Raw genomic sequence first — 25,465 nt, 5'->3', positions numbered from 1 at the left:
GATTCGCTGACCAGCGACCTAACGCATCTAGACGCCGCCGTTGCGAGAACAGTCAGATAACGCCACAGGCCATACGATCACCGCCACCACCCAATGGCATCGGCATATCGGAATGGTTGTCCCCACCGGCATGAATCATCAGCGCGTGGCCTTTGATCTCGGAAAGCTTCTTCAGGCGGGGGGCGAGCACCGGATAGTTGGCCACGCCGTCGGCCGTGACGTAGACAGCCGGCAGATCGCCCAGATGGCCGTCTGCATACGGGCCTAGATGCTTGCCCGTATGACCGGGGTCAAAGTGGCCGCCGGCGGCCAGAGCCGCGACTTTTTTGCCGTCCTTCATGCCTGAGTCGCAGCTCGCATTTTCATGCACATGAAACCCATGGATGCCTGCAGGCAACGACTTCAACTGCGGGGTGAAGACCAGCCCGTAAGCCGTCTCGCTGATGGTCACCTGGCCGATGGGCTGAGGTGCCCCGTCGGCGCTGACCAGGTTCATGGGCACATCAAGCGATGCTGCGTGAGCACCGATGGAAAAAGCTGCAACTAATCCAAGCCATAAGTGAGATTTCATATATACCTCTTGAGTTTCTCCGGAATGCCTCGGGCCACTGTAAGCGCCGTGCAGCGTGAAGCATCAAAGAGGATAGAAACTAATGACGGTGGCGTCTAGAAAAACGTGGTGGTAGAGGCATGGATAAATTCAATGGAATAAAATCCGCGAATGGCGTGTTTATCGTCAGGTCTTCTATCCAGAAGGTATTCTTTATCGCCGCGTTCCCTGCCAGTGCATTGTTTAATTATCGGTTGAATTCGGGCAGTCTCTAAGTGTCTTGCAAACTTCGTCATTGCCCGTGACGTTCTAAAGATGGCAGCTGCCCAAAGCGTTGTGCTCAGGCGGTCTTGACAGTCGGCCTGGCAGTCACCCCGACCACGAAGTTCACGAATGAAGGACACCTTTGTTTTTTGTGGCGTGCTTTTGTGGGTCGGTAAATAGCGTGCCAATCGTTTGCCTTGCCCGAAAAAGGCGACTCATGACCGTCCCGATAGGGACCTCCAGAATTTCTGCGGTCTCTTTATAGGTGAAGCGCTCCACCGCAACGAGCAACATGACCTCACGCTGCCCGTCCGGCAAATCGCTGACAGCGCCGAGTATTTGCTGGTACATGAGGTCGGTTTCGGGCGTTTGCGCAGTGGGATCACTCACCGTTTCAACGATACTGTCGTCCCAATCCGAGCGTGCGCGGCCTCGAACCTTGCGTGAACGGAGCTCATTGATCCAGGTAGAATGAATGATCGAGAACATCCAGCTAAGCGGTGAAGTGTCGGGCTGCAACTGGTGCGCGCGTTCTAGGGCGCGAACACAGGCAAGCTGAACGAGGTCTTCGGCGTCATGCCGATCGCCTGCTATGCGCAAGGCGAAAGCCCACAAGCGTGGGAGCATGCCAGGCAGCAGGGCGGGTAAGTCTGCACCGGTGATCGCCATATTTCCTCATTCTTGTAAGGGCGTCTGGAATAGACGTGAAGCACGTATCGATCGTTCGCGCAGATGATTTAAGCTTGCTGGGAAGGGCAGGAACTTGGACTTCGCTGTAGCAAGAACGATACAATGCGCCGATTGTGCCATCCCCTGCGTTAATTGCCTATCCAGCGCCATGAACTAACTGATGATCTACACTGAGGTGGCCAATTAGCTATATCGATTTAATCTCGACTCGATATACAACAGATATCGCTGATCCGGTTTCATTAATGTTAATGTGATGGCGATCTGACTACCCCTTCGGATTGCGCATAAGCTCAAAAGGCTGCAAGTACCCGGCGACATGAGATTTCGGAGATCGGAAATTGACCACCACCCTTACTGACGAAGCTCTCCTCATGGCGTACGTTGATGGCGAGCTGACGGCACAACAGCGCGATGAAGTCGAGCAGATGATGCGCGATTCGCCCGAAACAGCCGAGAAGGTCGCGCTTTTGATGGGCTCCGCATTGCCTTACAAGGCAGCTTTCGAACGGCAGGCGGTGCCGCCGGTTCCTGCGTCCCTGATCCTTAATGTCAATGCACTGGTCGCCAGGCACGCTGAGACGCACGACGCTGATCCGGCGCACGCTGCTTCAGACGGTTTCGAGCCGACGGCCGCGCCGACAAACACATTGAAACGCCCCGCGGAGGGCGAAAGCTGGCTGACTCGTCTGTTCGGCCGTCCCAGGCTGGGCTGGCTGGCAGTGGCCTTCGCCACGGGGGCTGCCTGCTATGGTCTGGTCCTCCAGGCCGGCGTCTCGAATCTTATGGCCAACCCCGACAGCGAGTTGAAAGGCAGCGTTGTAGCTCAGGCCCAGCCATCTGCCTGGGTCAGGCAGGCTGCCAGTTATCAGCAGTTGTATAGCCGAGACACGCTCGGTTACGTCACTCCGGATGCGGAGAGCGTGACCAGAACGGTTGCCGATATTCGTGAAATCGATGGCCTTGCGCTGCGTATCCCTGATTTAAGCGCGGCAGGCCTGACCTTCAAGCGTGTGCAACGGCTGCGTTTCAATAACAAGCCTCTGGTGCAACTGGTCTACACACCGCAGCAGGGCGATCCGGTTGCTCTGTGCGTGATGAAGGAGCCCATGGCCGATCAATCCGTCGCGCAAATGAGCGTCTCTGGAATGAATGTGGTCGTCTGGCGCCAGTCTGAACTGGGCTATGCGCTGATCGGAGCGCCGAACGGGGTGGATTTGAAAGAGGTTGCTCGTCTGGTGGTGGACCGCAGGTCCGGCCAGTTATTTACGGCAGCGTCCCCATCCCCGTTATGGGTCGCTGTCAGCAGCCAATAATCACGAGAGAGCGGGCAGGGTGTCATGCGCCCGATCTGCGGACTGTTGGAATGTTCAGGAAACACCCCCGACGCTTCATCATCGCGACCCTCACAGCCGCCCTCGCGGGTTTGGCTTACGCTGTCCTCAACCAGGATGCTGGATGGGCATCTTCGTTGTCGCTTTCCTCTCCCGCCGGGGCATCGCGAATGGTCGACGCGTTCGAAGCGGCGTCCGGGCGACATGCCGGTTTTCGTCGTAATCATGCCAAAGGCACCTGCCTCAGTGGCCGCTTTGACAGCAACGGTCACGGCACTGAAATCTCAACGGCCGCATTCTTCCGACAAGGCAGCTATCCGTTCACGGGGCGCTTCTCGGTGATGGGTTCCAACCCCTCGTTGAATGACACCCATGGCCGGTTACGCAGCCTGGCGGTGGCGATGACCGCGGGCGGGGAGTCATGGCGCATGGCGATGAACTCCGTGCCGATCTTCTTCGTCAATACCCCGGAAGCGCTGCTGGAGCAGTTGCGCGCCTCCGTCCCCGATCCGCAGACCGGTGCCGTCGATCCCGTCCGGATGGACGCCTTTCGCAAGGCTCATCCGGAAATGCAGCCTTTCGAGCAATGGCTCGACACCCATCGTCCTTCTACCGGATTCGACAACGCTGCGTACTACAGCGTGAATGCGTTCCGGTTCATCGATGCCGCTGGGCGAACACAGGTTGCTCGCTGGCGGATGGAGCCTGAGGCGCTGTATGCCCCTCTGAGCAATGCGCAGCTGGAAGCCGACGACCCGGACATGCTCACCTACGGTCTGGTCTCGACACTGGCCGAAGGTCCTCTTCGCTGGCACCTGATTCTCACGCTCGCGCTGCCAGGCGATGCAGTAAATGACGCTACGAAGATGTGGTCAACACAAGGTCACCGCGAAATCGACGCCGGCGTGCTCGTCATTGAGCATCTGCACGCTCAGGTGGACGGTGCATGCCGCGACATCGACTTCGACCCGCTTGTACTCCCTCAAGGCATCCAGCCGTCCGACGACCCGCTCCTGCGCGCGCGCAGTGCCGCGTATGCCGAATCCCATCGACGCCGGGTCAAAGAATCCGGCGGACGCTAACAGCGCGCCCGCCTTCATATCCTCAAAGTATCAACCCGGTAGTAACTCGGTATTTTTATCCTTTAAAACAGCCGCGTACTCTTTGGCCGGGGTGAACAGCGGCGCTTGCGGCGTCGATGAACACGATGCCTCTAATAAAAACAATGCGCTGAACGGGAAAACAACAATGCATAAAAACCCTGTATCCCTGGGCCTGACGTCTGCTGCCCTGGGTTTGAGTCTGACCTTGCCAGGTTTTGCCGAAGCTGATTTTTTTGAAGACAGCAAAGCTGATCTCGAATTTCGCAATTTCTACTTCAACAGCGATTTCCGTCAGGAGGGCGCCAGCCAGTCCAAGCGAGACGAGTGGGCGCAGGGCCTGCTGCTTAATGTCGAATCCGGGTTTACCGAGGGCACGCTCGGCTTCGGCGTAGACGCCATGGGGCTTCTTGGCCTGAAGCTGGATTCCGCACCCGACCGCCGCAATACCGGGTTACTGCCGGTGGGTGACGACAAGGCACCCGATGACTACAGCCGTGGCGGCGTCACTGCCAAGGCGCGCCTGGCCAAGAGCGTGCTGAGGGTCGGCACCCTACTGCCGAAGTTGCCCACTGTGCTACCCAACGACGGACGTCTGTTGCCCCAGACCTTTCGCGGCGCGCAGCTCACTTCCAAAGACCTTGCCGACATGACTGTCAATGTTGGCCGGTTGACCGCCAACACCGAGCGCAATGACAGCGGTCACGAAGACATCGAAGCGGAAGCAAAAGGCATCAAGGGCGGGCGGCCAAGTGACAAGTTCGATTTCGCCAGCGCCAGTTACAACTGGAGCAAAGCATTGACCACCTCCTACAACTACGGAGGGCTGGAGAACAACTACAAGCAACATATCGTCACGCTGCTGCATAACTTTGCGCTTGGCGATTCACAGTCGATCAAAAGTGATCTGCGGTACGCGCGCTCACTCAAAGACGGTAATACCAATATTGATAACACTGCGTTGGGTGCGCGCTTCACCTACAACATCAGTGGCCATGGTTTCGGTATCGCTTATCAGAAGATGAGCGGGGATACGGGGTTTCCACACCTGGCCGGCACTGACTCTTTTCTCGTCAATTACGTGATGATTTCGCCCGATTTCGCCAATCCGGATGAACGCTCCTGGCAGGCCCGCTATGACTACGACTTTGCGGCGCTGGGTCTGCCTGGCCTGTCGTTCATGACCCGCTATTTGAAAGGTGACAATTTCGCGCGCGGGCGAGAAGAGGGTACCGAGTGGGAACGCAACACCGACATTGCCTACGTGTTCCAGAGCGGCGCGTTGAAGAACCTTGAGCTGAAATGGCGCAATGGCAGCTACCGCAGCAATGGCGGTAACAACATCGACCAGAACCGCGTGATCGTCAGTTATACGTTGCCTCTGCTGTAACCATCTGGCCGGACCTTCTGTGCACCCGTCTATTCCACTACTTGATACACCGGAGCCTGCTATGCCAATAAGAAAAAACCTTGTTCACCTGGCTGTTGTCTTTGCCCTGTTCGGCAGTTATGGGGCTTACGCAGCCAACACCGCTGATCTGCCCTGCAAGACCACCGAAGAGTGCGCCGCGCAGGCTGCGAAAATCGGTGCGACCGTCGACAAGTCCAAAACCAGTGGCAGCAAGACCGAAAGCCAGTTTTCCTGGCTGAACCGGATCAACAAAGCCTCCATCGTCATGCTCACCGAAGAGGGCATTGTCACGCCCGACCTGGGCCAGAAAATCGCCACCGGGGTGCGCTACGCGATCGATCAGGCGGATCAGCCCAACGGCAAGCGTCCCAGCGACGTGCTGCAGCTGGAGGAGATCATGACCAACAAGATCGGTCCTGAGGCGTCGCTCATTCACTCCGGGCGCAGCCGTCAGGACATGCTCGCCACCTACCGACTGGCGAAACTGCGCTCAGACGTGCTCGCCTACAGCGAAGCCATGAACGCGACCCGCCAACGCCTGCTGGATCTGGCGGACAAGAACGTCGATACGCTGATCCCGGCCTATACCAATGGCGTGCAGGCGATGCCGATCACTTACGCGCATTACCTCCTGGCGTATGAGGCGGCGTTTGATCGAGACGGCCAGCGGATTCGCGAGCTGTACCAACGCTTGAACCAGAGCCCGATGGGCACCGCGGTCCTGGCAAACTCGGCCTACCCGCTGAACCGCGAGCGCCTTGCGCAGTTGCTGGGGTTCGACGGCGTCCGCGAAAACTCACTGGATTCCAGTCAGGTCTCGACCTATGACATCCCCATCGAGGCGGCAAATCTTGCGTCGTCCTCGGCCATCCGCGTGGGTGCGCTGATCGGTGACATTCATACCCAGTATCATCAGATTCGTCCCTGGCTGTTGCTGGATGAGGAAAAAACCTACACCAGCAGCGCGATGCCGCAAAAGCGCAACCCGGGCTTGCTGATGCGAGCGCGGGAGACGGCCTCCGACGTGGTCGGTCTGGCGCAAACCGTTACCTTGCGCGCGCACAACGTGACGACTGGCATGACCGATTATAAATTTGCCTTTGATTCGCTAGGTGTTTTCGATTCGACCAAAGAGATGTTCGGTGCAATGGACGCGGTGCTCGACGCGTTGCAGGTCAATCCTCAGCGTGCTCGCGACGAGCTTGAAAACGAGTGGACCACGTCCATGGAGCTGGCCGACACCCTTGAGCGGACTCAGAAAGTGCCGTTCCGGATCGGGCACAGCTTCGCTTCGCTGATCGTCGAGCAAGCCAGGGATCAAGGCCTTACGCCAAAAACCTTCCCGTACGCGGATGCCCAGAAGCTCTACACCAAAGCGGCGGACAAGTATCAGTGGAAACAGAACACCTTGCCGCTGGATGAGGCGACCTTTCGTGCGTCGCTGTCACCGGAAAACATGGTCAAGACCCGCAAGGGCACCGGCGGTCCGCAACCGGAGGAGGTCAAGCGCATGCTGGCTGAAGCGCACAAAAATCTGGACGCCGACCAGAGCTGGTTGCGTGAGCGACGGGACCGGCTCAAGCAGGCCGAGGGAAACCTCGACCAGGCGTTCGAGAAGCTGTTGTCCTCGAAAAACTGAGGGCGGGCGGCTGCTGGCTTGCCGGTAATAACCGTTGAGCACTGCGCCCGGCAGCCAGGCTATCGGTGGTCAGCAGTCAGGCTATCGGCTGTCAGGGTCCGGCTGGAATGCCGGACCCTGCTGCCACCGGGCAATCGCCAGGCATGCCACGCAGTTGCCCAGCACATTGGTCAGCACACGGCACTTCATTAGCCGCTCCACGCCCAGCAGCAACCCGGCGCCTTCAAGCGGTACTACCTGGAGCAGGTGCAGGGTGGCGATCAAGGTGATGAAAGCCGAGCCCGCCATGCTCGTCGAGCCGAGGGAGGTGACCAGTGATATCAGCAGCAGGGTCAGTAACTCGGTGCCGGTCAGGTGTACGCCCGACAGTTGCGCAAGGAACAGCACTGCGACGATCAGGTAGATATCCGAACCGCTGAGGTTGAAGGTGTAGCCCGTGGTCAAGACGAGTCGGGTCAGTTGACGGTCGCAGCCGAGGGCCTGCATCTTTTCGATCAGCCCTGGCAGCGCTGCCACGGAGGAACCGGTAAAGGTCACCAGCAGCAGTTCATCTTTCAGATACCGCAGCAGTGACCACAATGACAGACCCGATGCACGGGCGATTGGCATGAACACCAGGACAATGAATGCTCCGCACGCCAGGTACATCACCGCGACAAATTTAAGTAGCGGCAGGGCAGACGCGAGGCCGAATCGGCCGATGGCAAATGCGATGGCGCCGAACGCGGCAATGGGGGCGAAGCGCAGTATCAGGCGCATGCCGCTGAACAACCCTTTGACGATGGTTTCGGCAGTCCCACGCACCGCCTCGACCGAACGACGGGATCGGGTTTTGGCCATCAGGGCGCCGGTCAGAACGGCGGCAATCATGACCGGCAAAATCGGGTTTTGCTTCAGGGCAAGGAGGAGGGTTGACGCGGAGGCCCGCCAGGAAAAGTCTGCTGACGATGGCAGCCCCGTGAGCGGTGGCACTGTCCAGGCCGATGCCAGCACGGTCATGCCGGGTGCGTGGCCGGCGCCCGGTTGCATCAGCACCGCAATCACGCACCCCATTAGAAGCGACAGCAGCTTCATGAGCACAAAATACGCCACCAGCCTGCTTGGCAGACCGCGTTGTCCGGCCTGCAAACCCGACACTCCGGATACGACCAGGAGAAACATCATTAACGGCATTAACCAGCCAATGACCAGAATGAAACCGTCACTTAGCGGCTTCATCTCGACGGCAAGCCCGGGACTGAAAACGCCCAGAAGAGTGCCGAAAACGATGGCCAGCAGCATGTGCAGCGAGGGTCGGGTGAGGAGCCTGAAAGGCATCGGGGTTCCGAAATGGGTGCGATTGTTGTTATTAACGCGCCTTGTCAGTGGGTTGCCGATTGGGCACGCTGGCCGGCCATGTCGCAGTGATCGGCGGCAATCATAAGACCTCATTGCGAGACAGACCACCATGGAGCTTCGTCATCTGCGCTATTTCGTGATGGTCGCCGAGGAGCGTCACTTTACCCGCGCCGCTGCGCGACTGAACATGCAGCAGCCGCCCCTCAGTCAACAAATCCGAGCGTTGGAAGCCGAGCTGGGTTTTGACCTGTTCAAACGTCACCCCAAGGGCGTGGACCTGACAGCGGGCGGCCAGGTCTTTTTGCAGGAGGCGCAAGACATTCTGGCGCGCGTCAAAGAGGGCTCGCTGAAGGCGTCCCGTGCGGCTCACGGGATCGAGGGGCAACTGAGTGTCGGATTTACCAGTTCGGCAGCGACGCATCCGCTCATTCCACGGATCATCCGGGCTTACCGCGAGCGATTCCCCGGGGTCAGTGTCTTGCTCAAGGAGGGCAGCGCCCAACAACTCACCGAGGAAACCGTCGACGGCAGTGTCGACGTGGGCATTTTGCGAGCGCCGGTGGGGCGTCATCAGAGCATTGAGTTTCATCGGTTACTGAACGAAGAAATGCTCCTTACCTTACCGGTGGGCCACCCCTTGCTCGCCAGGCATGGCGACGGTGACGAGGCACCGGTCATCCCGCTGACGGACCTGGCAAATGAGCGTTTCATCCTGGTCCGTCGCCCCGGCGCGCCGGGCATGTACGCCAACTTGATCACAGCCTGCCAGCGCGCCGGCTTTGAGCCCAAGGTCGCCTTTGAAGTCGAGCGCATGCTGACCAACGTCAGCCTCGTGGCGGCGGGTGAGGGCGTGTCAATCGTGCCAGCCTCGATGAAGGATGTTCACAAGGAGAGCGTGGTGTACTGCCACATAGGCGGCAGCCGGCCGCGTCTGCATGCCCCTGTTACGCTGGTGTGCCGAAGTTTCAATCAGCTCCCGCCGCTGGCTAACTTCATCGAGTTGTCTCGTCAGTTAAGCGGGCGCAGTTACTCGAAGCGTCAGCGCTAGCCTCCCACACCGCTGCTGCAGGCGATGCGGTGCGGGATCGTCTCATCTCCCCTCAGACCTCATTGGTTGCGCTCGCCGCTAATTTTGGTGCGGCCGGAATAATCTGCGGCGGTCGATTGTTATCTCCTCAGATACCGCAATCAAGACGTGGCTGAGAGGGAGATGTTCGATGGACTTTCAAAGGCATTTGCAATGCGGGTCGTTGGTCATCCGCCTCTGCATGGATGACGTCAAGTGAGCGACGATCCGATCAGCGAGTTGAATGCGTTGGCGCAGCCTCTGAGCGCAGACCATCCGTGCGGCGAGAGTCTGGAATACGAGCCTGACTACCTGGCACTTGAAGAGGAAGCGCTGGGCAAACCCGAGATTGAGTATGGCGACGCGCTCACGCCTGCCATCGCACCGGACTGGAAGCGTGTCAGGCAGCTTGTGTTGCCGCTGGCCAGCCGCAGCCGCGACTTGCGTCTGGCGCTTTACCTCACCCGCGCCGAATTGAATCTTCAGGGTGCGCAAGGGTTGGCCGCAGGGCTTGAGCTGATCGAATCCCTGCTGCGCGATCATTGGGAATATGTCCATCCCCAACTCGACCCCCAGGACGACAACGATCCGCAGTTGCGGGTGAATATCCTGGCCGGCCTGTGTGACGCAGACGGTCTGCTTCAGGAGTTTCGCGCGAGCCCGCTGGTAAGTGTGCCGGCGTTGGGCAAGGTGAGCCTGCGCGACGTCGACCTCACCAGCGGCGAGCTGATCGGCGCGGCGGGCGAGCCCAAGCCTTCGGCGTCCATGATAGAAGCGGTGTTTCAGCAGGCGGCACCTGACCAGATGGCGGATACCTTGTCGGCACTTGAACGGGCCGGCCGCAGCAGCGTGAACATCGAGACGATGCTTACCGAGCGTGTTGGGTTCGGCAGCGCCATCGACCTGAGTGCGCTGTCCGGGCTGGTACGTCGGGCTGCGGACTGCGTGCGTCAGCATGCGCCGGTATTGGCACAGGAAGCAGCGGAAGCGGACCCTGATACCGCCGCACAGCGTTCGCTCAACAGCGATGAAATTGCCAGCCGCGAACAGGTGCGTCAGGCACTGGACCGTGTCTGCGCGTATTTCGCGGTTCACGAACCCACCAGTCCGGTCCCGCTGCTCCTGCAGCGTGCGCGCAAGTTGCTGGACCTGACTTTCATGGAGTTGCTGCAAGACCTGGCGCCGGACGGTGTGGCGCAAATGGCCTTGGTCAGCGGCATTCGCAACGACGATGGATGACTGGCACAGCAGACACGCCGTCCATCAACTTCACCCTCATCGGAGAAACCCCGTGGCAGAAAACAGCCAGAAGTTCATAGCTCGCAACCGTGCCCCCCGCGTCCAGATCGAATACGACGTCGAGATTTACGGCGCGGAAAAGACCGTGCAGTTACCCTTCGTCATGGGGGTGTTTTCCGACCTCTCCGGCAAACCGGCCGAGCCCTTGCCTCCGGTGGCCGAACGCAAGTTTCTGGAGGTGGATGTCGATAATTTCGACGAGCGCCTGAAATCGATGAAGCCTCGCGTTGCCTTTCAGGTGCCCAACACCTTGACCGGTGAAGGCAACATGCCGGTCGAGATCACCTTTGAGAACATCGATGACTTCACCCCGGGTGCAGTCGCTCGCAATGTGCCTTCGCTCAACGCACTGCTGACTGCACGTAATCAGCTCTCGAACCTGCTGACCTACATGGATGGCAAGACGGGCGCCGAAGAGTTGCTGGCACGGGTGCTCGAAGACCCCGCGTTGATGCAGGCGCTCAACTCGGCGCCCAAACCGTCTGACCCTGACGTGGCCGAACCCCACGTCGACTGACGCCAGAACATTCCACTGATTTGTCACTCCGGCTGGGCCTTCAGGGCACCGGCAGGTGGACCCTTTTGCCCAAAAATCGAGGGAAGCTGCAATGTCCATCCAACAGGCGCACGACGCCATAGCACCGAATCAAAGTCTGGAAGTCGACCTGGGCGACTTCGCCAGCCTTTTGCAAAAAGAATTCAAACCCAAGACAGACAAGGCGCGTGACGCGGTTGAAACCGCTGTGCGCACGTTGGCCGAACAAGCGCTGCAGGGCACTCAACTCATCTCCGGCGACGTGCTCGGCACCATCGAAGGGTTGATCGCCGAGCTGGATCGCAAGTTGTCCGAGCAGGTGAACCACATCCTGCATCACGAAGAGTTTCAGTCGGTCGAGAGTGCCTGGCGCGGCTTGCACTACCTGGTCACCAACACTGAATCCGATGAGTCGCTGAAGATTCGCGTGATGAATATCTCCAAAGGGGAGGTGCACAAAACACTGCGCAAGTTCAAAGGCGTCGCGTGGGACCAGAGCCCGATTTTCAAGAAGCTTTATGAAGAAGAGTACGGCCAATTTGGCGGCGAACCTTATGGTGCGTTCGTGGCGGACTACTACTTCAACAACAGTGCCCCGGATGTGGAGTTGCTGACCCAGATGGCCAAGGTCAGCGCCGCCGCGCACTGTCCGCTGATCGCAGCAGCTGACCCGGCAGTGATGCTGATGGAGTCCTGGCAGGAGCTGGCGAACCCGCGAGACCTGACGAAGATTTTCCAGACCCCCGAGCATGCCGCCTGGCGTAACTTCCGCGCATCGGAAGACTCGCGCTACGTTGGCCTGGCAATGCCTCGTTTCCTGGCGCGCGCGCCTTATGGTGCCAAATCCAACCCGGTCGAAGCCTTCGATTTTGAAGAAACCACCGACAGCGCCGGCAGCAAGGATTTCACCTGGGCCAATGCCGCCTATGCAATGGCCGTGAACATCAACCGTTCGTTCAAACATTACGGCTGGTGCTCGCAAATCCGCGGCATCGAGTCGGGCGGGGCGGTTGAGGGCCTGCCGGTGCACACCTTCCCGACTGACGACGGTGGCGTGGACATGACCTGCCCGACGGAAATCGCCATCAGCGATCGTCGCGAAGCAGAACTGGCCAAGAACGGTTTCATGCCGCTGGTGCACAAGAAGAACAGCAGCCTCGCTGCGTTCATCGGCGCGCAGTCGATGCACAAGCCCGCCGAGTACGACGATCCGGATGCAACTGCCAACGCCAACCTAGCGGCGCGTCTGCCGTACCTGTTTGCCACGTGCCGCTTTGCCCATTACCTCAAGTGCATCGTGCGCGACAAGATCGGCTCGTTCAAAGAGCGCGCCGACATGCAGGTCTGGCTTAACAACTGGATCGGCCGTTACGTCGAGCACAACCCGGCCACGGCAACCGAGGCCGACAAGGCCCGCAAGCCGCTGGCGGGTGCTGAAGTGGTCGTCGAGGAGGTCGAGGGTAATCCGGGTTACTACCACTCCAAATTCTACCTGCGACCGCACTACCAGCTGGAGGGCCTGACGGTGTCCCTGCGTCTGGTTTCCAAGTTGCCTTCGGCCAAGACCTGATCGCCCGCTGTAGCGATGTTCCTCACTGAACGCTTTTCAATGATCGATAGAAAAAGGTACCCACAATGATCCTGCTCAACTTCAACGGTAAAAAAATCAAAGGCACGTCCACGGTCTCGGCACACACCGACTGGATCACCATCGACGCCATTCAAATGGGCGTCGGGCGGGCAATCTCCACCAGCGGTGGCGGTGCTGACCGTGATACCAGCAACCCATCGTTTTCGGAAATATCGCTGACCAAATCCACTGATTTGGCCTCGGCCGATTTGTTCATGGAAGCGGTCTGCGGCAAAAGCCTGGGCAAAGCAGAGATCCACTTTATTCAAACCGGTGGCGCTGAAAAGAAGGAACAGGTGTTCCTCAAGATCGAACTTGAAGAGGCCATCGTCAGCTCCTACTCGGCCAGCAGCAACGGGGAGCGACCCAGCGAAACCTTCTCCATCAATTTCACCAGGATCAGCTACCAGTACGACTCTTTCAGTGGCGACAAAATCACCACCGGTACGCCGAAGAAGTGGGACCTAGAAGCCAACGCAAAAATCTGAAGAGGCGGCTTGATGGCTGGCCGGCATGCACATGCCGGCGGGTCATTTTGCTGACGGAGTTCCGCCATGCGAATACTGAAAATGCTACCGAGCCGGTCGGGTTGCGCAGCAGCCGAGGGGTCCCAGGGCCGTGGCTGAGCTGACCAGTAGAGAGCGACTGCAACCTTCGTTGCTGGACCGACTCAGCGACGATGCCCGAGGGCAGACCCACGAATCCCGGGAGCAGCGTGTGCTGTCGATGCGCGGTCTGCGCAGGGCGGTATTGCGTGATCTTGGCTGGCTGCTCAACAGCACCCATCTGGGCAGCGTACAGGATCTGACCGGCTACCCGCTGGCGGGACGGTCGGTGGTTAATTTTGGCCTTCCAGACCTCTGCGGCAAGACCGCTACGGGACTTGACCCGGTCGAGCTAGCCAGGCGAATCCGTCAGGCCATCGAAGACTTTGAACCACGCGTTTTACGTCACACCCTGCGTGTCGTTCACGTGCCACAAAGCAGCGGGCAGGGCAGCCCCAATCAGGTCGCATTCGAGATCCACGGCGAGCTCTGGGGCCAGCCGTTGCCGGAGCGTCTGTATCTTAAGACCGAGCTGGACCTGGAAGCCGGTGACGTAAAGCTTTACGACGTCGATGCGAGGGATGCCCGGTGAACGAGACGCTGCTGCGCTATTACGAAAGGGAGTTGCAGCACCTGCGCGAAATGGGCGGGGAGTTTGCCCGCGATTATCCCAAGGTGGCGGGACGTCTGGGCCTGGAGACTCATGCCTGCGCAGACCCTTATGTCGAGCGCCTGCTGGAAAGCTTCAGCTTTCTGGCGGCCAGGGTGCAATTGAAGATCGACGCAGAATTTCCGCGCTTCACCCACCATTTGCTGGAGCTTGTATATCCGCATTACCTGGCGCCAATACCGGCGATGACTGTTGTGCAGTTCAATCCCGCGGCAACCGAGGGCGATCTGGACAAAGGCTACACGGTGCCCCGTGGGACAGCCCTGAGCAGTCAGCTGGGCAAGGACGATCACACCGCCTGCGAATTCCGTACTGCCCAGGCAGTCACGCTGTGGCCGGTTGAACTGGTTGAAGCGCGTTATTTCGCCTGTTCGGGACAGGTCGGCGGTGTCGATCTGTCCCGGCTAGGCCCGGTCAAGGCAGCATTGCGGCTGCGCTTGCGGGTCGCGGCCGGACGCACGTTCAGCGATTTGGAGATGGCCAGCCTCGCATTGCACCTGCCCGGCGCCGAAGGCCTCCCCGGACGGATTCTTGAGCAGTTACTGGCCCAGGCGGCGGGCGTGCTGGTGCAGCCGGTGCAGGACGACAACCGCTGGCACGAGATCGTCGACAAGTCCTTGATCCGCCCCCAAGGCTATGACGACAGTCAGGCGCTGTTGCCCGTCGGCCCGCGCACCTTCGAAGGCTACCGCCTGCTGCAGGAGTATTTTGCTCTGCCGCAACGCTTTCACTTTGTAGAGCTTCAGGGACTGGCAAGCGCCTTCAAGCGCTGCGCCAGCGAAGAAATCGACATCACCGTGGTGTTCAAGAGCTTCACCCCGAGCCTGGAACAGGCCGTCAGTGCGGCCCGGTTCGCCCTGCATTGCACGCCCGCCGTCAATCTGTTTCCCAAACGCGCTGACCGGGTGCACGTGTCGGACCAGCAGGTGGACTACCACGTCGTGCCTGACCGCACCCGGCCGATGGATTACGAGATTTATCAGGTGAAGGGCGTGAACGGTTACGGCAGTGGCTCCGAGGCCGCGCAGCGCTTCGAGCCGTTTTATCGCGCGCACGACCTGCACGACGACCAGAGCGATGGCGCCTGGTATCAGTTACGCCGGGACACGCGGGTGTTGTCCGAACAACAGCGCCGTCAGGGCCCGCGTTCGAGCTACATCGGCAGCGAGGTTTTCCTGACGCTGGTCGACGTTCACGAAGCGCCTTACCGCAGCGATTTGCGTCAGTTGGGTGTCGATACGCTGTGCACTAACAGAGATCTGGTGCTGAGCATGCCCGTGGGCACCGGCAAGACCGATTTTACCGTCGAATCCGGAGCGCCAGTACGCTCGGTGCGCTGCGTGGCGGGTCCCACCGCTCCCCAGCCTTCGTTCGCTCAGGGCGAAACCGCCTGGCGACTGGTCAGCCATCTGTCCCTAAATTACCTGTCCCTGCTGGATCAGGATGCCGAGCAAGGCGCCGCGGCGTTGCGCGATCTGCTGCGCCTGTACTGCGGGACAGAAGACTCTCCCGCCCACCGGCAGATAGAGGGATTGCGTTCGGTAAGCGCCCAGCCAATCGTCAGGCGTCTGCCGCTCCCGGGACCGATCACTTACGCACGCGGACTGCAGGTAACGGTCACCCTGGATGAAAGCGCGTTTGAAGGCGGCAGTGTGTTCGTCTTCGGTGCAGTGCTTGAGCAGTTCTTTGCCAAGTACGTGGCACTCAATTCGTTCACAGAGACGCACATCACAAGCACCGCGCGCGGATTGATCATGCAGTGGCCAGCGAGGATCGGACGATGCGAGATGCTCTAGCGCTGTTGAAACGACTTGAGCAGCAACCCGCGAGTTTTGACTTCTACGCAGCATTGCGCCAACTGGAGTGTGCCTTCGCCGACAAGCCTCGCATTGGCCAGTCGGCGCGGCCGGCCGGGGACGCCGTACGTTTCGGCCAGCGCCCCTCGCTCGCCTTCGAACCGGCGATGATCGACAGCCTGCACCAGGCCGATGATGAGCGGGCGCCATGGTTGCTGGTGAATTTTTTCGGCCTGCTGGGCGCCAACGGCCCATTGCCGCTGCACTTGACCGAATACATTCGCGACCGCCAACGCCATATGAACGACCCGACACTGGCGCACTTCAGCGACCTGTTTCACCACCGCATGATCAGCCTGTTCTACCGGGCGTGGGCCTCTGGCCAACCGGCGGTGAGTCTGGATCGCCCGGGCGCCGATCGTTTCTCGGGCTACGTCGACTCACTTATTGGGCTGGGCATGCGGTCGCTGCAGCAGCGCGACGCCGCGCCTGATACCGCGAAGCGACACTACGCCGGCCGCCTCGCTCCGCACGCGCGCAATGCGGGCGGGCTGGCAGCGCTGCTCAGCGATTACTTCCAGGCACCCGTGCAGGTGCAGGAATTCGTGGGTCACTGGATGCCGCTGCCCGCCGACGGGTTGTGCGCATTACGCAGCGGGTCGGGCGGTGAGCGTCTGGGTGTGAGCACCGTTCTTGGCAAGAAGGTATGGAACGCCCAGCACAAATTCCGATTGTTGATCGGCCCTCTGGAGATCGGCCAGTTGACCCGGCTGCTGCCGGGTCAGCAGAGCATGCAGCGTCTGACCGCCTGGGTGCGGCAATACGCCGGACTTGCGCTGGAGTGGGACGTCAACCTCATCGTTAAAAAGGAGCAGATACCTGATACCCGGCTCGGCCAGACCGCACGGCTGGGCTGGACCAGTTGGCTCACCAGCAAAACGCCGGACAAAGATGACCGCCAGTTGGTGATCAACCCCCGGACAGCCTCTTCCGCATCTTCATTACTTCAAGGATCAGTCCATGGCTGAAATCAGTCGCGTTGCCCTGTTCGGAAAGCTCAACAGCCTGTGTTACCAGGCGATCGAAAGCAGCACGGTGTTTTGCAAGCTGCGCGGCAACCCGTACGTCGAGTTGGTGCATTGGCTGCACCAGCTGTTGCAGGCAAACGATTCCGATCTGCTGCGTTTTGTTCGGCACTTTGAAATCGACCCCGCGCGGCTGGCGGGGGATTTGACTGCGGCACTGGATCGGCTGCCCCGAGGGTCGACGTCGATCAGCGACCTGGCCCCGCAATTGGAGGAAACCGTCGAGCGCGGATGGGTGTTTGCCACGCTCCTGTTTGGCGAGACGCAGGTGCGTTCCGGTCACCTGCTAGTCGCACTGCTGAAAGACCCGCGCCTGCGCCGTGAACTGCTCGGTATGTCCGCCGAGTTCGTCAAACTTAAAGCCGACGATGTGGTTGAGCATTTTCAGGCGGTGCTCAAAGACTCGCCCGAGGCCCGCCTGCAGGCCAGCGATGGCTTTCAGATTGACGGCACGGCGGCGCACGGTGAAGCGTCTGGCGCATTAGCCCCCGCCGCGATGGGACGCCAGGAAGCGCTCAGGCGTTTCACGGTTGATCTCACTGAACAGGCGCGCAGCGGTAGCATGGACCCCATCGTGGGGCGCGACGACGAGATCCGGCAGGTCATCGATATCCTCATGCGCCGCCGGCAGAACAATCCGATTCTGGTCGGCGAGGCCGGTGTCGGCAAGACTGCGGTGGTGGAAGGCTTTGCCCAGCGCATCGTGCGCGGTGACGTTCCTCCTGCCCTGCGCGAGGTGCAGCTGCTGGCGCTGGACGTCGGCCTTCTCCAGGCCGGGGCGAGCATGAAGGGCGAGTTTGAACAGCGGCTGCGCTCGGTGATCGACGAAGTCCAGGCCAGCGCCAGCCCCATCATTCTGTTTATAGACGAGACTCACACGCTGGTCGGCGCCGGAGGCGCTGCCGGTACCGGCGACGCTGCGAATCTGCTCAAGCCGGCACTGGCCAGGGGAACGTTGCGCACGGTAGGCGCGACCACCTTTGCCGAGTACAAGAAGCACATCGAGAAGGACCCGGCCCTGACCCGGCGTTTTCAGACAGTGCAGGTCGATGAACCTGACGAGCCCCGGGCACTGTTGATGATGCGCGGTATCGCCAGCGCCATGGAGCAGCATCACCAGGTGCAGATTCTCGACGTCGCGCTGCAAGCGGCTGTGCGCCTGTCTCATCGTTATATTCCCGCCCGCCAGTTGCCGGACAAGGCCATCAGCCTGCTGGACACGGCCTGCGCCAGGGTCGCCATCAGCCTTCACGCCACGCCCGCGGAAGTAGACGACTGCCGCCGACGCATCGAGGCGCTGGAGACCGAGCTTGCGATCATCGAGCGGGAGCGCAATCTGGGCGCAGACACCGATGAGCGTCTCCTGGCCGCGTCGCAGCGGCTAAACGATGAGCGAGTGCGGCTGGACCAGCTTGAGTCGCGCTGGAGCGGCGAGCGGACGCAAGTCGCCTCGATTCTTGAGCTTCGCGCGCAACTGCGCGACGGGGCGGCTGCAGCCGCCGAAACCGGGCAGGACCGCGGGCACACGCTGCAGCATCTCCGCGCGCAGCAACAGGCGTTGACCGAAGCCCAGGGCGAAACACCGCTGATGCTGCTGACCGTCGACGAGCAGGTGATTGCCTCTGTGGTGCAGGACTGGACCGGCATCCCGGTGGGCCGGATGGTGCGCAACGAGATCGATAACGTCCTGAATCTGGCTGAGACCCTGTCGCGCCGCATCATCGGTCAGCGCCATGCGCTGGAGATGATCGCCCGGCGCATCCAGACCTCAAGGGCCGGGCTGGACAACCCCGGCAAGCCGGTAGGGGTTTTCATGCTCGCCGGGACCTCGGGCGTCGGCAAGACCGAGACCGCGCTGGCGCTGGCCGAGTCCCTGTACGGCGGCGAGCACAATGTCATTACCATCAACATGAGCGAATACCAGGAAGCCCACAGCGTCTCCGCCCTCAAGGGCGCGCCGCCGGGTTATGTCGGTTATGGCGAGGGCGGCGTGCTCACCGAAGCGGTGCGCCGCAGGCCCTACAGCGTGGTGTTGCTTGATGAGGTCGAGAAAGCCCACCCGGACGTGCATGAGCTGTTCTTCCAAGTCTTTGACAAGGGCTGGATGGAGGATGGCGAGGGCAGGGTGATTGACTTCAAGAACACCCTGATCCTGCTGACCACCAATGCCGGCACCGAGACAATCACCCGCCTGTGCAGCAGCCCTGATCTAATGCCTGACCCTGAAAGTATCGGCAAATCCCTGCGTCAGCCGCTGCTGCAAGTCTTCCCGCCGGCGCTGCTCGGGCGTGTGGTGGTGATCCCGTATTACCCGCTGAGTGACGCCATGCTCGGCAGCATCATCCGGCTGCAACTGGGGAGAATCGGCAAGCGCCTGCACGACAGTCACCAGGTGCCCTTCAGCTTCGATGATGAGGTCGTCGAGTTGATCGCCAGCCGCTGCACCGAACTTGAGAGCGGCGGACGGATGATCGACGCAATCCTCACCAACTCGGTCTTGCCCACGATCAGCCGTGAGTTTCTGGGGCGCCTTATGCGCTCGGAGCCGGTGAGCACGGTGCACGTACGTGTCGAGCGGGGTGAGTTTGCGTACGCGTTTGAATGATCGGCCTAACCACCATCCACCAACATCAGGAGTCCCAACATGCCGTTCGCAAAGGTTTACACCTTTAGTGAGGTCAATCGCATCCTGCAGGAAAGCGAAGGTCGTCCCAGCCCTACGAATCAGGAGCCGGGCCATGCCCTGGCACTGCATGTAAATGCAAGGGGGCTGCAACTTTCCGACCGATTGCAGCCGGGTGGTCGTGCTATCACAGGGGGGTTATCAGAAGACAGGATTGCCGAGCTGGACGCTGCCGACGGGCGTAGCCCTTCAAAGGTCCGAGTACCGCTGCCCAGACCAATCGGCAATCCGGGGCATCAATCCATCACCACACTAGGTCGGTCATTTGTCATGGGCTGGTTGAAAACGCCCGGCCCCGCCAACAGGCAGGATGTACTCAATACCTGGGCCAACTTTGAGTTGGAGCAAGCCAAGATAGCCAGGGTGGCGCACATCGCACAATTGAGCGCATCCAATAAAAAGAAAAGTGTCCTCAAGGGCGCCCAGCTTGCAAATGAGCCCCCGCTGACGGCCATCAGCAGAAACAAGGAAGGCGAGCTTAAACTGAACTACGCCCTGGACTTCGAAGGCAAGGAGTTTTCCGGGGCATTTGCTGATCGCCAGCAGGCCGTGCAAATTGCCCGCGACCTGCTCAATTGCCCTGAGGGACAGAGCGCTCTGGCCAGGATGGATCGGGACATTCTCTGCAAACGCGTTGAAATCAAAGTGTCCGTTCCCAACGTTCTAAATGACGTGGCGGTGAAAATTCACCTGTCCAGCCGAGACACGATCGGCGGTGAAACGCCAGTTCTGACTGACATCAGCGAGGCGTACATGCTGGTCGACCGCCTCAGTACCGGTGACATCCATATCCAGACGTTTTATCCCATTGCCTGATCTATCGGCACAAAAGGAGCTTTGTTATGCCTGATTCCGGTAGTGAAATACGTTGCGAAAAAGTCGACTCCAAAAAATTCCGTGAAGCGCTGGGTGAGGCCTCAACCCTCGCTCTTGACATACCCGGCGGCAGCGAGGTCGTGGCGAGTATCAATACCCTCACCAATATGCGAGCCAACGACAACGCCGAAGCCCAGGCGAATGTCGCGTATTTCGTTGCCTACGAGGGCATAGATGACGCGGTAGGTTTGATGGTGATGAGTAAGGCCAGCGGGGTCTGGACAATTGAGGATCTGTTCTCCGGTGTTCTGCGTCGAGGCTTGGGAACCCTGCTGGCGCGCTACGGCATGGCCCACGCCATTCGCGACTACGGCCGCACGCCCAACTGTGAAATTCGTCTGATTTCGCTGGATGCAGCTTCCTGTGCGTTCTGGAAAAAAATCGGTTTTGTGATGCTCCCCGGTGTCGCAAGTGGCCACGGCGGGATGGTGTACCGGGTCTCTAACTCCCGCCCGGTGACGCCGGTTTGATCGGGTGTCTTACTGAATGAGGCCAGGTGTTTGATGAGGAAGAAACAAGACTTCGACTTTTCCTGTGGCGCGGCGTCACTGCTCTGCGCGGCCATGGAACTGGGCGTCACTCATTTGCCCGACCTCGGCTCCAAAGCGAGGGGGCAAACCCTGCAGCCCAGCTACACCTGTGAGGCGGCGCTGTACCAGATCACATCAGGCTCGAGCACCGGCGGGCGCATGGTGCAGCAAGACATGAGCAAGCTGGGCTACTCCTACCCTCACAACATCGCGATTGCGGCACGGGAGCTTGGCCTGACTGTGCAGATCTACATGAGCGGTCTGTTGGCCAGCGCGTTGTCGGCGGTGTACCCCAAATGCGAGGAGCAGTGCCGCCGGGCAGGTTTCCCGGTCATCCACGAGGCTGCTCCGGCGCTTGCTGCCAATCGGCGAGCCTTGCAAGTGGTGACGACCTTCGGCATCGGGCTGCATTACGTCATGAAGCGGCCTGACGGCGGTTACATGGACCCGGGCGATGGTAATGACTTTCCCGACTTCAAGCAGATGAACACGTGGTCAAAGCTCTACGGCGACACCGGCATCACGCTAGTGCTGGAACGGCCGGTGCCCGCAGTCGCCTGATGGTTTTCGACGATGGCATGACAAAAGCGAAGTCAGGAGCTTCCCCTGGCTTTTTTGCTTTACTCGCGGAATAAATGCCCACCGCCGCCCGTTGTATCAGCAAGCCAGTTCTCTTTGCAGAGCTTGCGGAGGGGGCTCGATTGACCCTCACCGCGTCGTTTCAGCGTTAAGGAGTCATCGATGCCTGTTTTGATCGCGAGTCAGCTTGGCACCTGGAGTCGGGTGTCATGAATTTCACTCAAGCCAATCGCGAGATCACCGTCAGCAGCGTGCTCGGCCCCGACGTCCTGCTGTTCCGGCGCATGACCGCGACCGAGGAGTTGTCGACCCTCAGTGAGTACAACGTCGACCTTTACAGCGAACGCAGTGATCTAGATATCGACGATGTACTGGCCACGCAGATGACTGTTTCGGTCGAGCTGCCCAAGGGCGCCCAGCGGTATTTCAGCGGCATGGTCACGCGGTTCGTCTATACCGGCCGCCAGGGCCGCTTTGCCACGTATCACGCGGTGTTGCGGCCGTGGCTGTGGTTCCTCACCCGTAGCAGCGACTGCCGGATTTTCCAGGAGAAAAGCGTTCCGGACATCGTCAAGGCCGTGTTTGCGGCGTACACCATCGCCGATGTCGACAGTTCCGGTCTCAGCGGCAATTACCCGTTGGTCACGTACTGCGTGCAGTACCGCGAGAGCGACTTCGATTTCGTCAGCCGCTTGCTCGAACAGGAGGGCATCTACTACTTCTTCAAGAGCACGGCCGGGCGCCACACCCTGGTGCTGGCCGACTCTTACGGCGCGCATGAACCAGCATCGGGCTACGCCAGCATTCGGTACATGCCTGGTGAAGATCATGCCATGCGTGACAGCGAAGTGATTTACGACTGGCGCATGGGCGGCGAGGTGGAGCCGGGGTCTTGGGCCTTGCAGGACTATGACTTTGAAAAGCCGTCGGCCAATTTGTTGGTCAAGTCGGCGCAGGTTCGCAACTACGGTCAGTCCCGGCACGAGCGCTACGATTACCCCGGTCGATATCGCGAGCGCCAACACGGTGAGACGTATGCGCGGCATCTCGGCGAAGCGCGCCATACCAGTTACCAGCGCATCAGCGCGGCAACGCGTGCGCGTGGGCTGTTCCCCGGCGCCTTGTTCACCCTGACCGACCACCCTCGCAATGACCAGAACCTCCAGGTGCTGGTCCTCAGCGCGTGCTACGCGTTGTCGTCCGATACCTACGAACCCACGCGGCCTGAAGACCCGGCGCCGGTGCTGACGTGCCATTTCACTGCCATGCCCCGTCAGCAGGAATTCCGTGCGCCGTGCAACACACCCCGGCCAGTGGTCCACGGCCCGCAGACCGCCAGGGTAGTGGGCAAGCGCGGTGAGGAGATCTGGACCGATTCGTACGGTCGCATCAAGGTGCAGTTTCATTGGGACCGCGAGGGAAAGGACGACGAAAACAGTTCTTGCTGGATTCGCGTCGCGCAAGGCTGGGCCGGCAAGCGGTGGGGCAGCGTGTTCCTGCCGCGAGTGGGACAGGAAGTGATCGTCAGTTTCCTCGAAGGCGATCCGGATCGTCCATTGATCACCGGCAGCGTCTACAACGCGGAGGTCATGCCGCCTTATTCGCTCCCCGCGCATGCAACCCGGTCGACCGTCAAAAGCAATTCTTCCCAGGGCGGCGGCGGTTACAACGAACTGCGCTTTGAGGACAAGAAGGGCTCCGAACAGGTGTTCATCCACGCCGAGAGAGACATGGACCAACGCATCAAGCGCGACGCGCTGGACTGGGTCGGGGGTGATCGCCACTCGCGGGTCAACAAGGACCTGCGCGAACACGTCGGCGGAGACCGGCACCAGAAGGTCGGCGGCAATCGGAACGAGAAGGCCGGCGGCAGTGTGTCATTAGTCGCCGGCCGCAGCCTGCAACTCGAAGGCGGGCTGCGCGCCAGCCTGAGCGCCGGCATGGATTTGCACATCAAGGCCGGGATGAACGTGGTCATCGAAGCGGGGGCCAGCATCACGCTCAAGGCTGGCAGCTCTTTTCTGACCATCGGGCCGGCCATCATTGCGTCAATGATTCCGGTGCCATTGCCGCAGGCGTCTGCGGCAGCCAACGCGCTGGTACTGGCCACGCGTCCGGGGCCTGCCGGGGTGCCCCTCGAACCCAAGGAGGCAGACGATGGCCAACACTGACAGCGTCGGCTTCGCACCTGGCAGGAGGCTGCCATGCCGATGAAATTGCGCATCGACAGCTACCAGGGCCAGTCGCCTGAGAGTGAGGTTTTTTGCCTCATTGACGAGCGGGGCACTCTTGGACGGGCTGCCGATAATGATCTGTTGCTCAGTGATCCGGGCAAATATATCTCCCGACGCCATGCTCGTATCGAATGGCGTGAGGGTGGCTATTACCTAATGGACGTGGGCAGCAACCCCAGCGTAGTCAACGAGCGATTGCTGGGCAACGGACGTGAAACCCCGCTTAGGCACGGCGATGAGTTAGTGATCGGAGACTACCGGATCGCTGTCAGCGTGCTGGATCAGCCCTCGAACGGGGTACCTCAAAGCGACATCACCTCCGGTATTAGCGCCACTCAGACGCTGGCCGTGTTCACCCCGCCGGCCGGGGTTGGGCCTGAGCCTCTTGCTGTCCTCCGAACACAACCAGCACTGCCAGCAGTACACATCCACGCCGGCTTCCACCAGCCCGATGTGCCCGTTGATGCCCTGGCCGATGCCAGCATTTTGCGCGGGCCGGCCAGGGTCGAGCCTGTTTCTGTTCCAGCAGACCCGCTAGGGTTGGGCTGGCTGGCGGGCAGCGTACCTGCCGGCCACGGCGAGCCGTTGCAGGTGAAAGACACTCAGCAGCTTCTGCCCTCGTTCAGGGGCGCGGAGAGCGACCATCTTTCTCCGGAACAACAGGCGCTGCCACTGGCTCTCGGACCACAGGTTCCGCCGCTCGGGCTCGGCCTGATACCCGACCGTTATGATGCATTGGCTGATCTGCTCGCCCCGATGCGGCCATCGTTTGCCGGTGATAAACCTGGTGACGCCCAAGCCCAAGCCCCGGTCACGGCGACGGAGGTGGAGGCCGCCGGCCCGCCGCCGCCGGCCGCAGCCGAGGCTGCGGTGGTCGCTGACATGGGCGTTCAGATGCCCGGCCGTGATGCCATTCAGGGCACGCGTCGGCAGGCCAGTCAGCTCTCTCAGCCCGCTGCCTCGTCCGACGTCGTGCCAGCGAATGACAGTGTGCTTCGAGCACTGCTGCACGGATTGGGCGTGCCCGACCTGCGCACTTCACGCAGCCCCGAAGCATTGGCGCAACTGGTCGGCGAAATGCTTCGCGAGGCCACCGGCGGGACCATGGCAGTGCTGATGGCGCGGGCTTTGACCAAGCGTGAAAGCCATATCGACATGACGATGATTGGCGCACGGTCCAACAACCCCCTCAAATTCTTCCCCGATGCCGCCAGTGCGTTGAGTCAGATGTTAAGCACCGACGCGCCTGCTTACTTGCCGGGCGTGCAGGCACTCACGGCGGCATTCGACGACCTCAAGGCCCACGAACTGGCCGTCATTGCCGGCATGCGCGAAGCGTTGAGCGAGGTGGCGCAACGCATTTCGCCCGCGCTAATGGAAGAGCGTATGCCCGGGCGCCCGTTTGACGGCCTGCTGCCTTCGGCGCGCAAGGCTCGACTCTGGGAGCGATTCAACGAGCTGTACGGCGAACTGGTCCGTGACGGCGAGGAAGACCTGCACCGGATGTTCGGTGACACATTTTCCCAAGCTTATCAGCAGCAGGTCGCCAGGCTGCGTGCAACGCCCTGAGCGTCATTCGCTCAACCTTTTCCGTGCTTATGTGAGATTCCG

At 60.4% G+C, this 25,465-nt stretch carries 21 protein-coding genes; 18 read left to right on the top strand and 3 right to left on the bottom strand.

Going from position 1 to position 25,465, the window contains the following annotated elements; all coding sequences use genetic code 11:
- Positions 1-52 precede the first annotated feature (52 nt).
- Together sodC and QRN48_RS04645 are read right to left on the bottom strand one after the other, a co-directional pair.
- Positions 53-571 (bottom strand): superoxide dismutase family protein, encoded by a 519-nt coding sequence (gene sodC, locus QRN48_RS04650; protein ID WP_191943887.1) that lies wholly within the window; start codon positions 569-571, stop codon positions 53-55.
- 366 nt (positions 572-937) lie between these two features.
- Complete coding sequence (locus tag QRN48_RS04645) at positions 938-1,483, bottom strand: RNA polymerase sigma factor (RefSeq protein WP_194733957.1); 546 nt, start codon at positions 1,481-1,483, stop codon at positions 938-940.
- A 362-nt stretch (positions 1,484-1,845) separates the two neighbouring features.
- Between QRN48_RS04645 and QRN48_RS04640 the strand changes: the two genes are divergently transcribed.
- The 4 genes from QRN48_RS04640 to QRN48_RS04625 all read left to right on the top strand — a co-directional run bounded on the left by QRN48_RS04640 (position 1,846) and on the right by QRN48_RS04625 (position 6,988).
- Positions 1,846-2,820, top strand: a complete 975-nt coding sequence (locus tag QRN48_RS04640; RefSeq protein WP_244653634.1) for an anti-sigma factor family protein — start codon at positions 1,846-1,848, stop codon at positions 2,818-2,820.
- A gap of 50 nt (positions 2,821-2,870) precedes the next feature.
- Positions 2,871-3,920 carry a catalase family peroxidase gene (locus tag QRN48_RS04635; RefSeq protein ID WP_191943888.1) on the top strand — a complete coding sequence of 350 codons (1,050 nt, stop codon included), beginning with the start codon at positions 2,871-2,873 and terminating at the stop codon, positions 3,918-3,920.
- Positions 3,921-4,086: 166 nt separating this feature from the next.
- Positions 4,087-5,328, top strand: a complete 1,242-nt coding sequence (locus QRN48_RS04630; RefSeq protein ID WP_191943889.1) for an OprD family porin — start codon at positions 4,087-4,089, stop codon at positions 5,326-5,328.
- Between the two features lie 61 nt (positions 5,329-5,389).
- Positions 5,390-6,988 (top strand): argininosuccinate lyase, encoded by a 1,599-nt coding sequence (locus QRN48_RS04625; protein ID WP_191943890.1) that lies wholly within the window; start codon positions 5,390-5,392, stop codon positions 6,986-6,988.
- Between the two features lie 81 nt (positions 6,989-7,069).
- Here QRN48_RS04625 and QRN48_RS04620 read toward each other — a convergent pair whose 3' ends face one another.
- Complete coding sequence (locus QRN48_RS04620) at positions 7,070-8,305, bottom strand: cation:dicarboxylate symporter family transporter (RefSeq protein ID WP_191943891.1); 1,236 nt, start codon at positions 8,303-8,305, stop codon at positions 7,070-7,072.
- Between the two features lie 130 nt (positions 8,306-8,435).
- Between QRN48_RS04620 and QRN48_RS04615 the strand changes: the two genes are divergently transcribed.
- The 14 genes from QRN48_RS04615 (at position 8,436) to tagH (ending at position 25,423) form a co-directional block, all read left to right on the top strand.
- The gene (locus tag QRN48_RS04615; RefSeq protein WP_191943892.1) at positions 8,436-9,374 is read left to right on the top strand and encodes a LysR family transcriptional regulator; all 939 of its coding nucleotides are present in this window, start codon (positions 8,436-8,438) and stop codon (positions 9,372-9,374) included.
- A gap of 234 nt (positions 9,375-9,608) precedes the next feature.
- Entirely contained in the window at positions 9,609-10,631 is a 1,023-nt protein-coding gene (gene tssA / locus QRN48_RS04610; RefSeq protein WP_191943893.1) for a type VI secretion system protein TssA, read from the top strand.
- 52 nt (positions 10,632-10,683) lie between these two features.
- Positions 10,684-11,208, top strand: coding sequence for a type VI secretion system contractile sheath small subunit (tssB, locus tag QRN48_RS04605; protein WP_285349147.1), 525 nt, complete (start codon positions 10,684-10,686; stop codon positions 11,206-11,208).
- Positions 11,209-11,299: 91 nt separating this feature from the next.
- Positions 11,300-12,796 (top strand): type VI secretion system contractile sheath large subunit, encoded by a 1,497-nt coding sequence (tssC, locus tag QRN48_RS04600; RefSeq protein WP_244653635.1) that lies wholly within the window; start codon positions 11,300-11,302, stop codon positions 12,794-12,796.
- A 65-nt stretch (positions 12,797-12,861) separates the two neighbouring features.
- Positions 12,862-13,344, top strand: coding sequence for an Hcp family type VI secretion system effector (locus QRN48_RS04595; protein WP_191943895.1), 483 nt, complete (start codon positions 12,862-12,864; stop codon positions 13,342-13,344).
- A gap of 130 nt (positions 13,345-13,474) precedes the next feature.
- Entirely contained in the window at positions 13,475-13,993 is a 519-nt protein-coding gene (gene tssE, locus QRN48_RS04590) for a type VI secretion system baseplate subunit TssE (RefSeq protein WP_191943896.1), read from the top strand.
- A complete protein-coding gene (gene tssF / locus QRN48_RS04585) occupies positions 13,990-15,867 on the top strand; it encodes a type VI secretion system baseplate subunit TssF (protein ID WP_191943897.1) in 1,878 nt (625 codons plus the stop codon). Before tssE ends, tssF begins: the two co-directional genes overlap by 4 nt.
- Complete coding sequence (tssG, locus tag QRN48_RS04580) at positions 15,852-16,895, top strand: type VI secretion system baseplate subunit TssG (protein WP_191943898.1); 1,044 nt, start codon at positions 15,852-15,854, stop codon at positions 16,893-16,895. The genes tssF and tssG overlap by 16 nt, the downstream gene beginning before the upstream one ends.
- Positions 16,888-19,557: a type VI secretion system ATPase TssH gene (tssH, locus tag QRN48_RS04575; protein WP_285349143.1), complete on the top strand. Its 2,670-nt coding sequence runs from the start codon at positions 16,888-16,890 to the stop codon at positions 19,555-19,557. Before tssG ends, tssH begins: the two co-directional genes overlap by 8 nt.
- 39 nt (positions 19,558-19,596) lie before the next feature.
- Entirely contained in the window at positions 19,597-20,451 is an 855-nt protein-coding gene (locus QRN48_RS04570; RefSeq protein WP_191943900.1) for a hypothetical protein, read from the top strand.
- Between the two features lie 26 nt (positions 20,452-20,477).
- Positions 20,478-20,981, top strand: a complete 504-nt coding sequence (locus QRN48_RS04565) for a GNAT family protein (protein ID WP_191943901.1) — start codon at positions 20,478-20,480, stop codon at positions 20,979-20,981.
- Between the two features lie 33 nt (positions 20,982-21,014).
- On the top strand, positions 21,015-21,602 hold the full coding sequence (locus QRN48_RS04560) for a T3SS effector IpaJ family cysteine protease (RefSeq protein WP_191943902.1): 588 nt from the start codon (positions 21,015-21,017) through the stop codon (positions 21,600-21,602).
- A 227-nt stretch (positions 21,603-21,829) separates the two neighbouring features.
- Positions 21,830-23,791 carry a type VI secretion system Vgr family protein gene (locus tag QRN48_RS04555; protein ID WP_285349140.1) on the top strand — a complete coding sequence of 654 codons (1,962 nt, stop codon included), beginning with the start codon at positions 21,830-21,832 and terminating at the stop codon, positions 23,789-23,791.
- 33 nt (positions 23,792-23,824) lie between these two features.
- Positions 23,825-25,423 carry a type VI secretion system-associated FHA domain protein TagH gene (tagH, locus tag QRN48_RS04550; protein WP_285349138.1) on the top strand — a complete coding sequence of 533 codons (1,599 nt, stop codon included), beginning with the start codon at positions 23,825-23,827 and terminating at the stop codon, positions 25,421-25,423.
- Positions 25,424-25,465: the final 42 nt, after the last annotated feature.

The sequence above is a fragment of the Pseudomonas sp. ME-P-057 genome, from assembly GCF_030208975.1.
GTDB lineage: Bacteria > Pseudomonadota > Gammaproteobacteria > Pseudomonadales > Pseudomonadaceae > Aquipseudomonas > Aquipseudomonas lutea.
The sequence above is the reverse complement of the archived record's forward strand: the minus strand, read 5'-3'. Positions and strand labels throughout refer to the sequence as shown.

Bases quoted from the DNA above. Each gene is read 5' to 3' on its own strand.
- sodC (WP_191943887.1), bottom strand. From the start codon at position 571: ATGAAATCTCACTTATGGCTTGGATTAGTTGCAGCTTTTTCCATCGGT.
- QRN48_RS04645 (WP_194733957.1), bottom strand. From the start codon at position 1,483: ATGGCGATCACCGGTGCAGACTTACCCGCCCTGCTGCCTGGCATGCTC.
- QRN48_RS04635 (WP_191943888.1), top strand. From the start codon at position 2,871: ATGTTCAGGAAACACCCCCGACGCTTCATCATCGCGACCCTCACAGCC.
- QRN48_RS04630 (WP_191943889.1), top strand. From the start codon at position 4,087: ATGCATAAAAACCCTGTATCCCTGGGCCTGACGTCTGCTGCCCTGGGT.
- QRN48_RS04625 (WP_191943890.1), top strand. From the start codon at position 5,390: ATGCCAATAAGAAAAAACCTTGTTCACCTGGCTGTTGTCTTTGCCCTG.
- QRN48_RS04620 (WP_191943891.1), bottom strand. From the start codon at position 8,305: ATGCCTTTCAGGCTCCTCACCCGACCCTCGCTGCACATGCTGCTGGCC.
- QRN48_RS04615 (WP_191943892.1), top strand. From the start codon at position 8,436: ATGGAGCTTCGTCATCTGCGCTATTTCGTGATGGTCGCCGAGGAGCGT.
- tssC (WP_244653635.1), top strand. From the start codon at position 11,300: ATGTCCATCCAACAGGCGCACGACGCCATAGCACCGAATCAAAGTCTG.
- QRN48_RS04595 (WP_191943895.1), top strand. From the start codon at position 12,862: ATGATCCTGCTCAACTTCAACGGTAAAAAAATCAAAGGCACGTCCACG.
- tssG (WP_191943898.1), top strand. From the start codon at position 15,852: ATGCGAGATGCTCTAGCGCTGTTGAAACGACTTGAGCAGCAACCCGCG.
- tssH (WP_285349143.1), top strand. From the start codon at position 16,888: ATGGCTGAAATCAGTCGCGTTGCCCTGTTCGGAAAGCTCAACAGCCTG.
- QRN48_RS04570 (WP_191943900.1), top strand. From the start codon at position 19,597: ATGCCGTTCGCAAAGGTTTACACCTTTAGTGAGGTCAATCGCATCCTG.
- QRN48_RS04565 (WP_191943901.1), top strand. From the start codon at position 20,478: ATGCCTGATTCCGGTAGTGAAATACGTTGCGAAAAAGTCGACTCCAAA.
- QRN48_RS04560 (WP_191943902.1), top strand. From the start codon at position 21,015: ATGAGGAAGAAACAAGACTTCGACTTTTCCTGTGGCGCGGCGTCACTG.
- QRN48_RS04555 (WP_285349140.1), top strand. From the start codon at position 21,830: ATGAATTTCACTCAAGCCAATCGCGAGATCACCGTCAGCAGCGTGCTC.
- tagH (WP_285349138.1), top strand. From the start codon at position 23,825: ATGCCGATGAAATTGCGCATCGACAGCTACCAGGGCCAGTCGCCTGAG.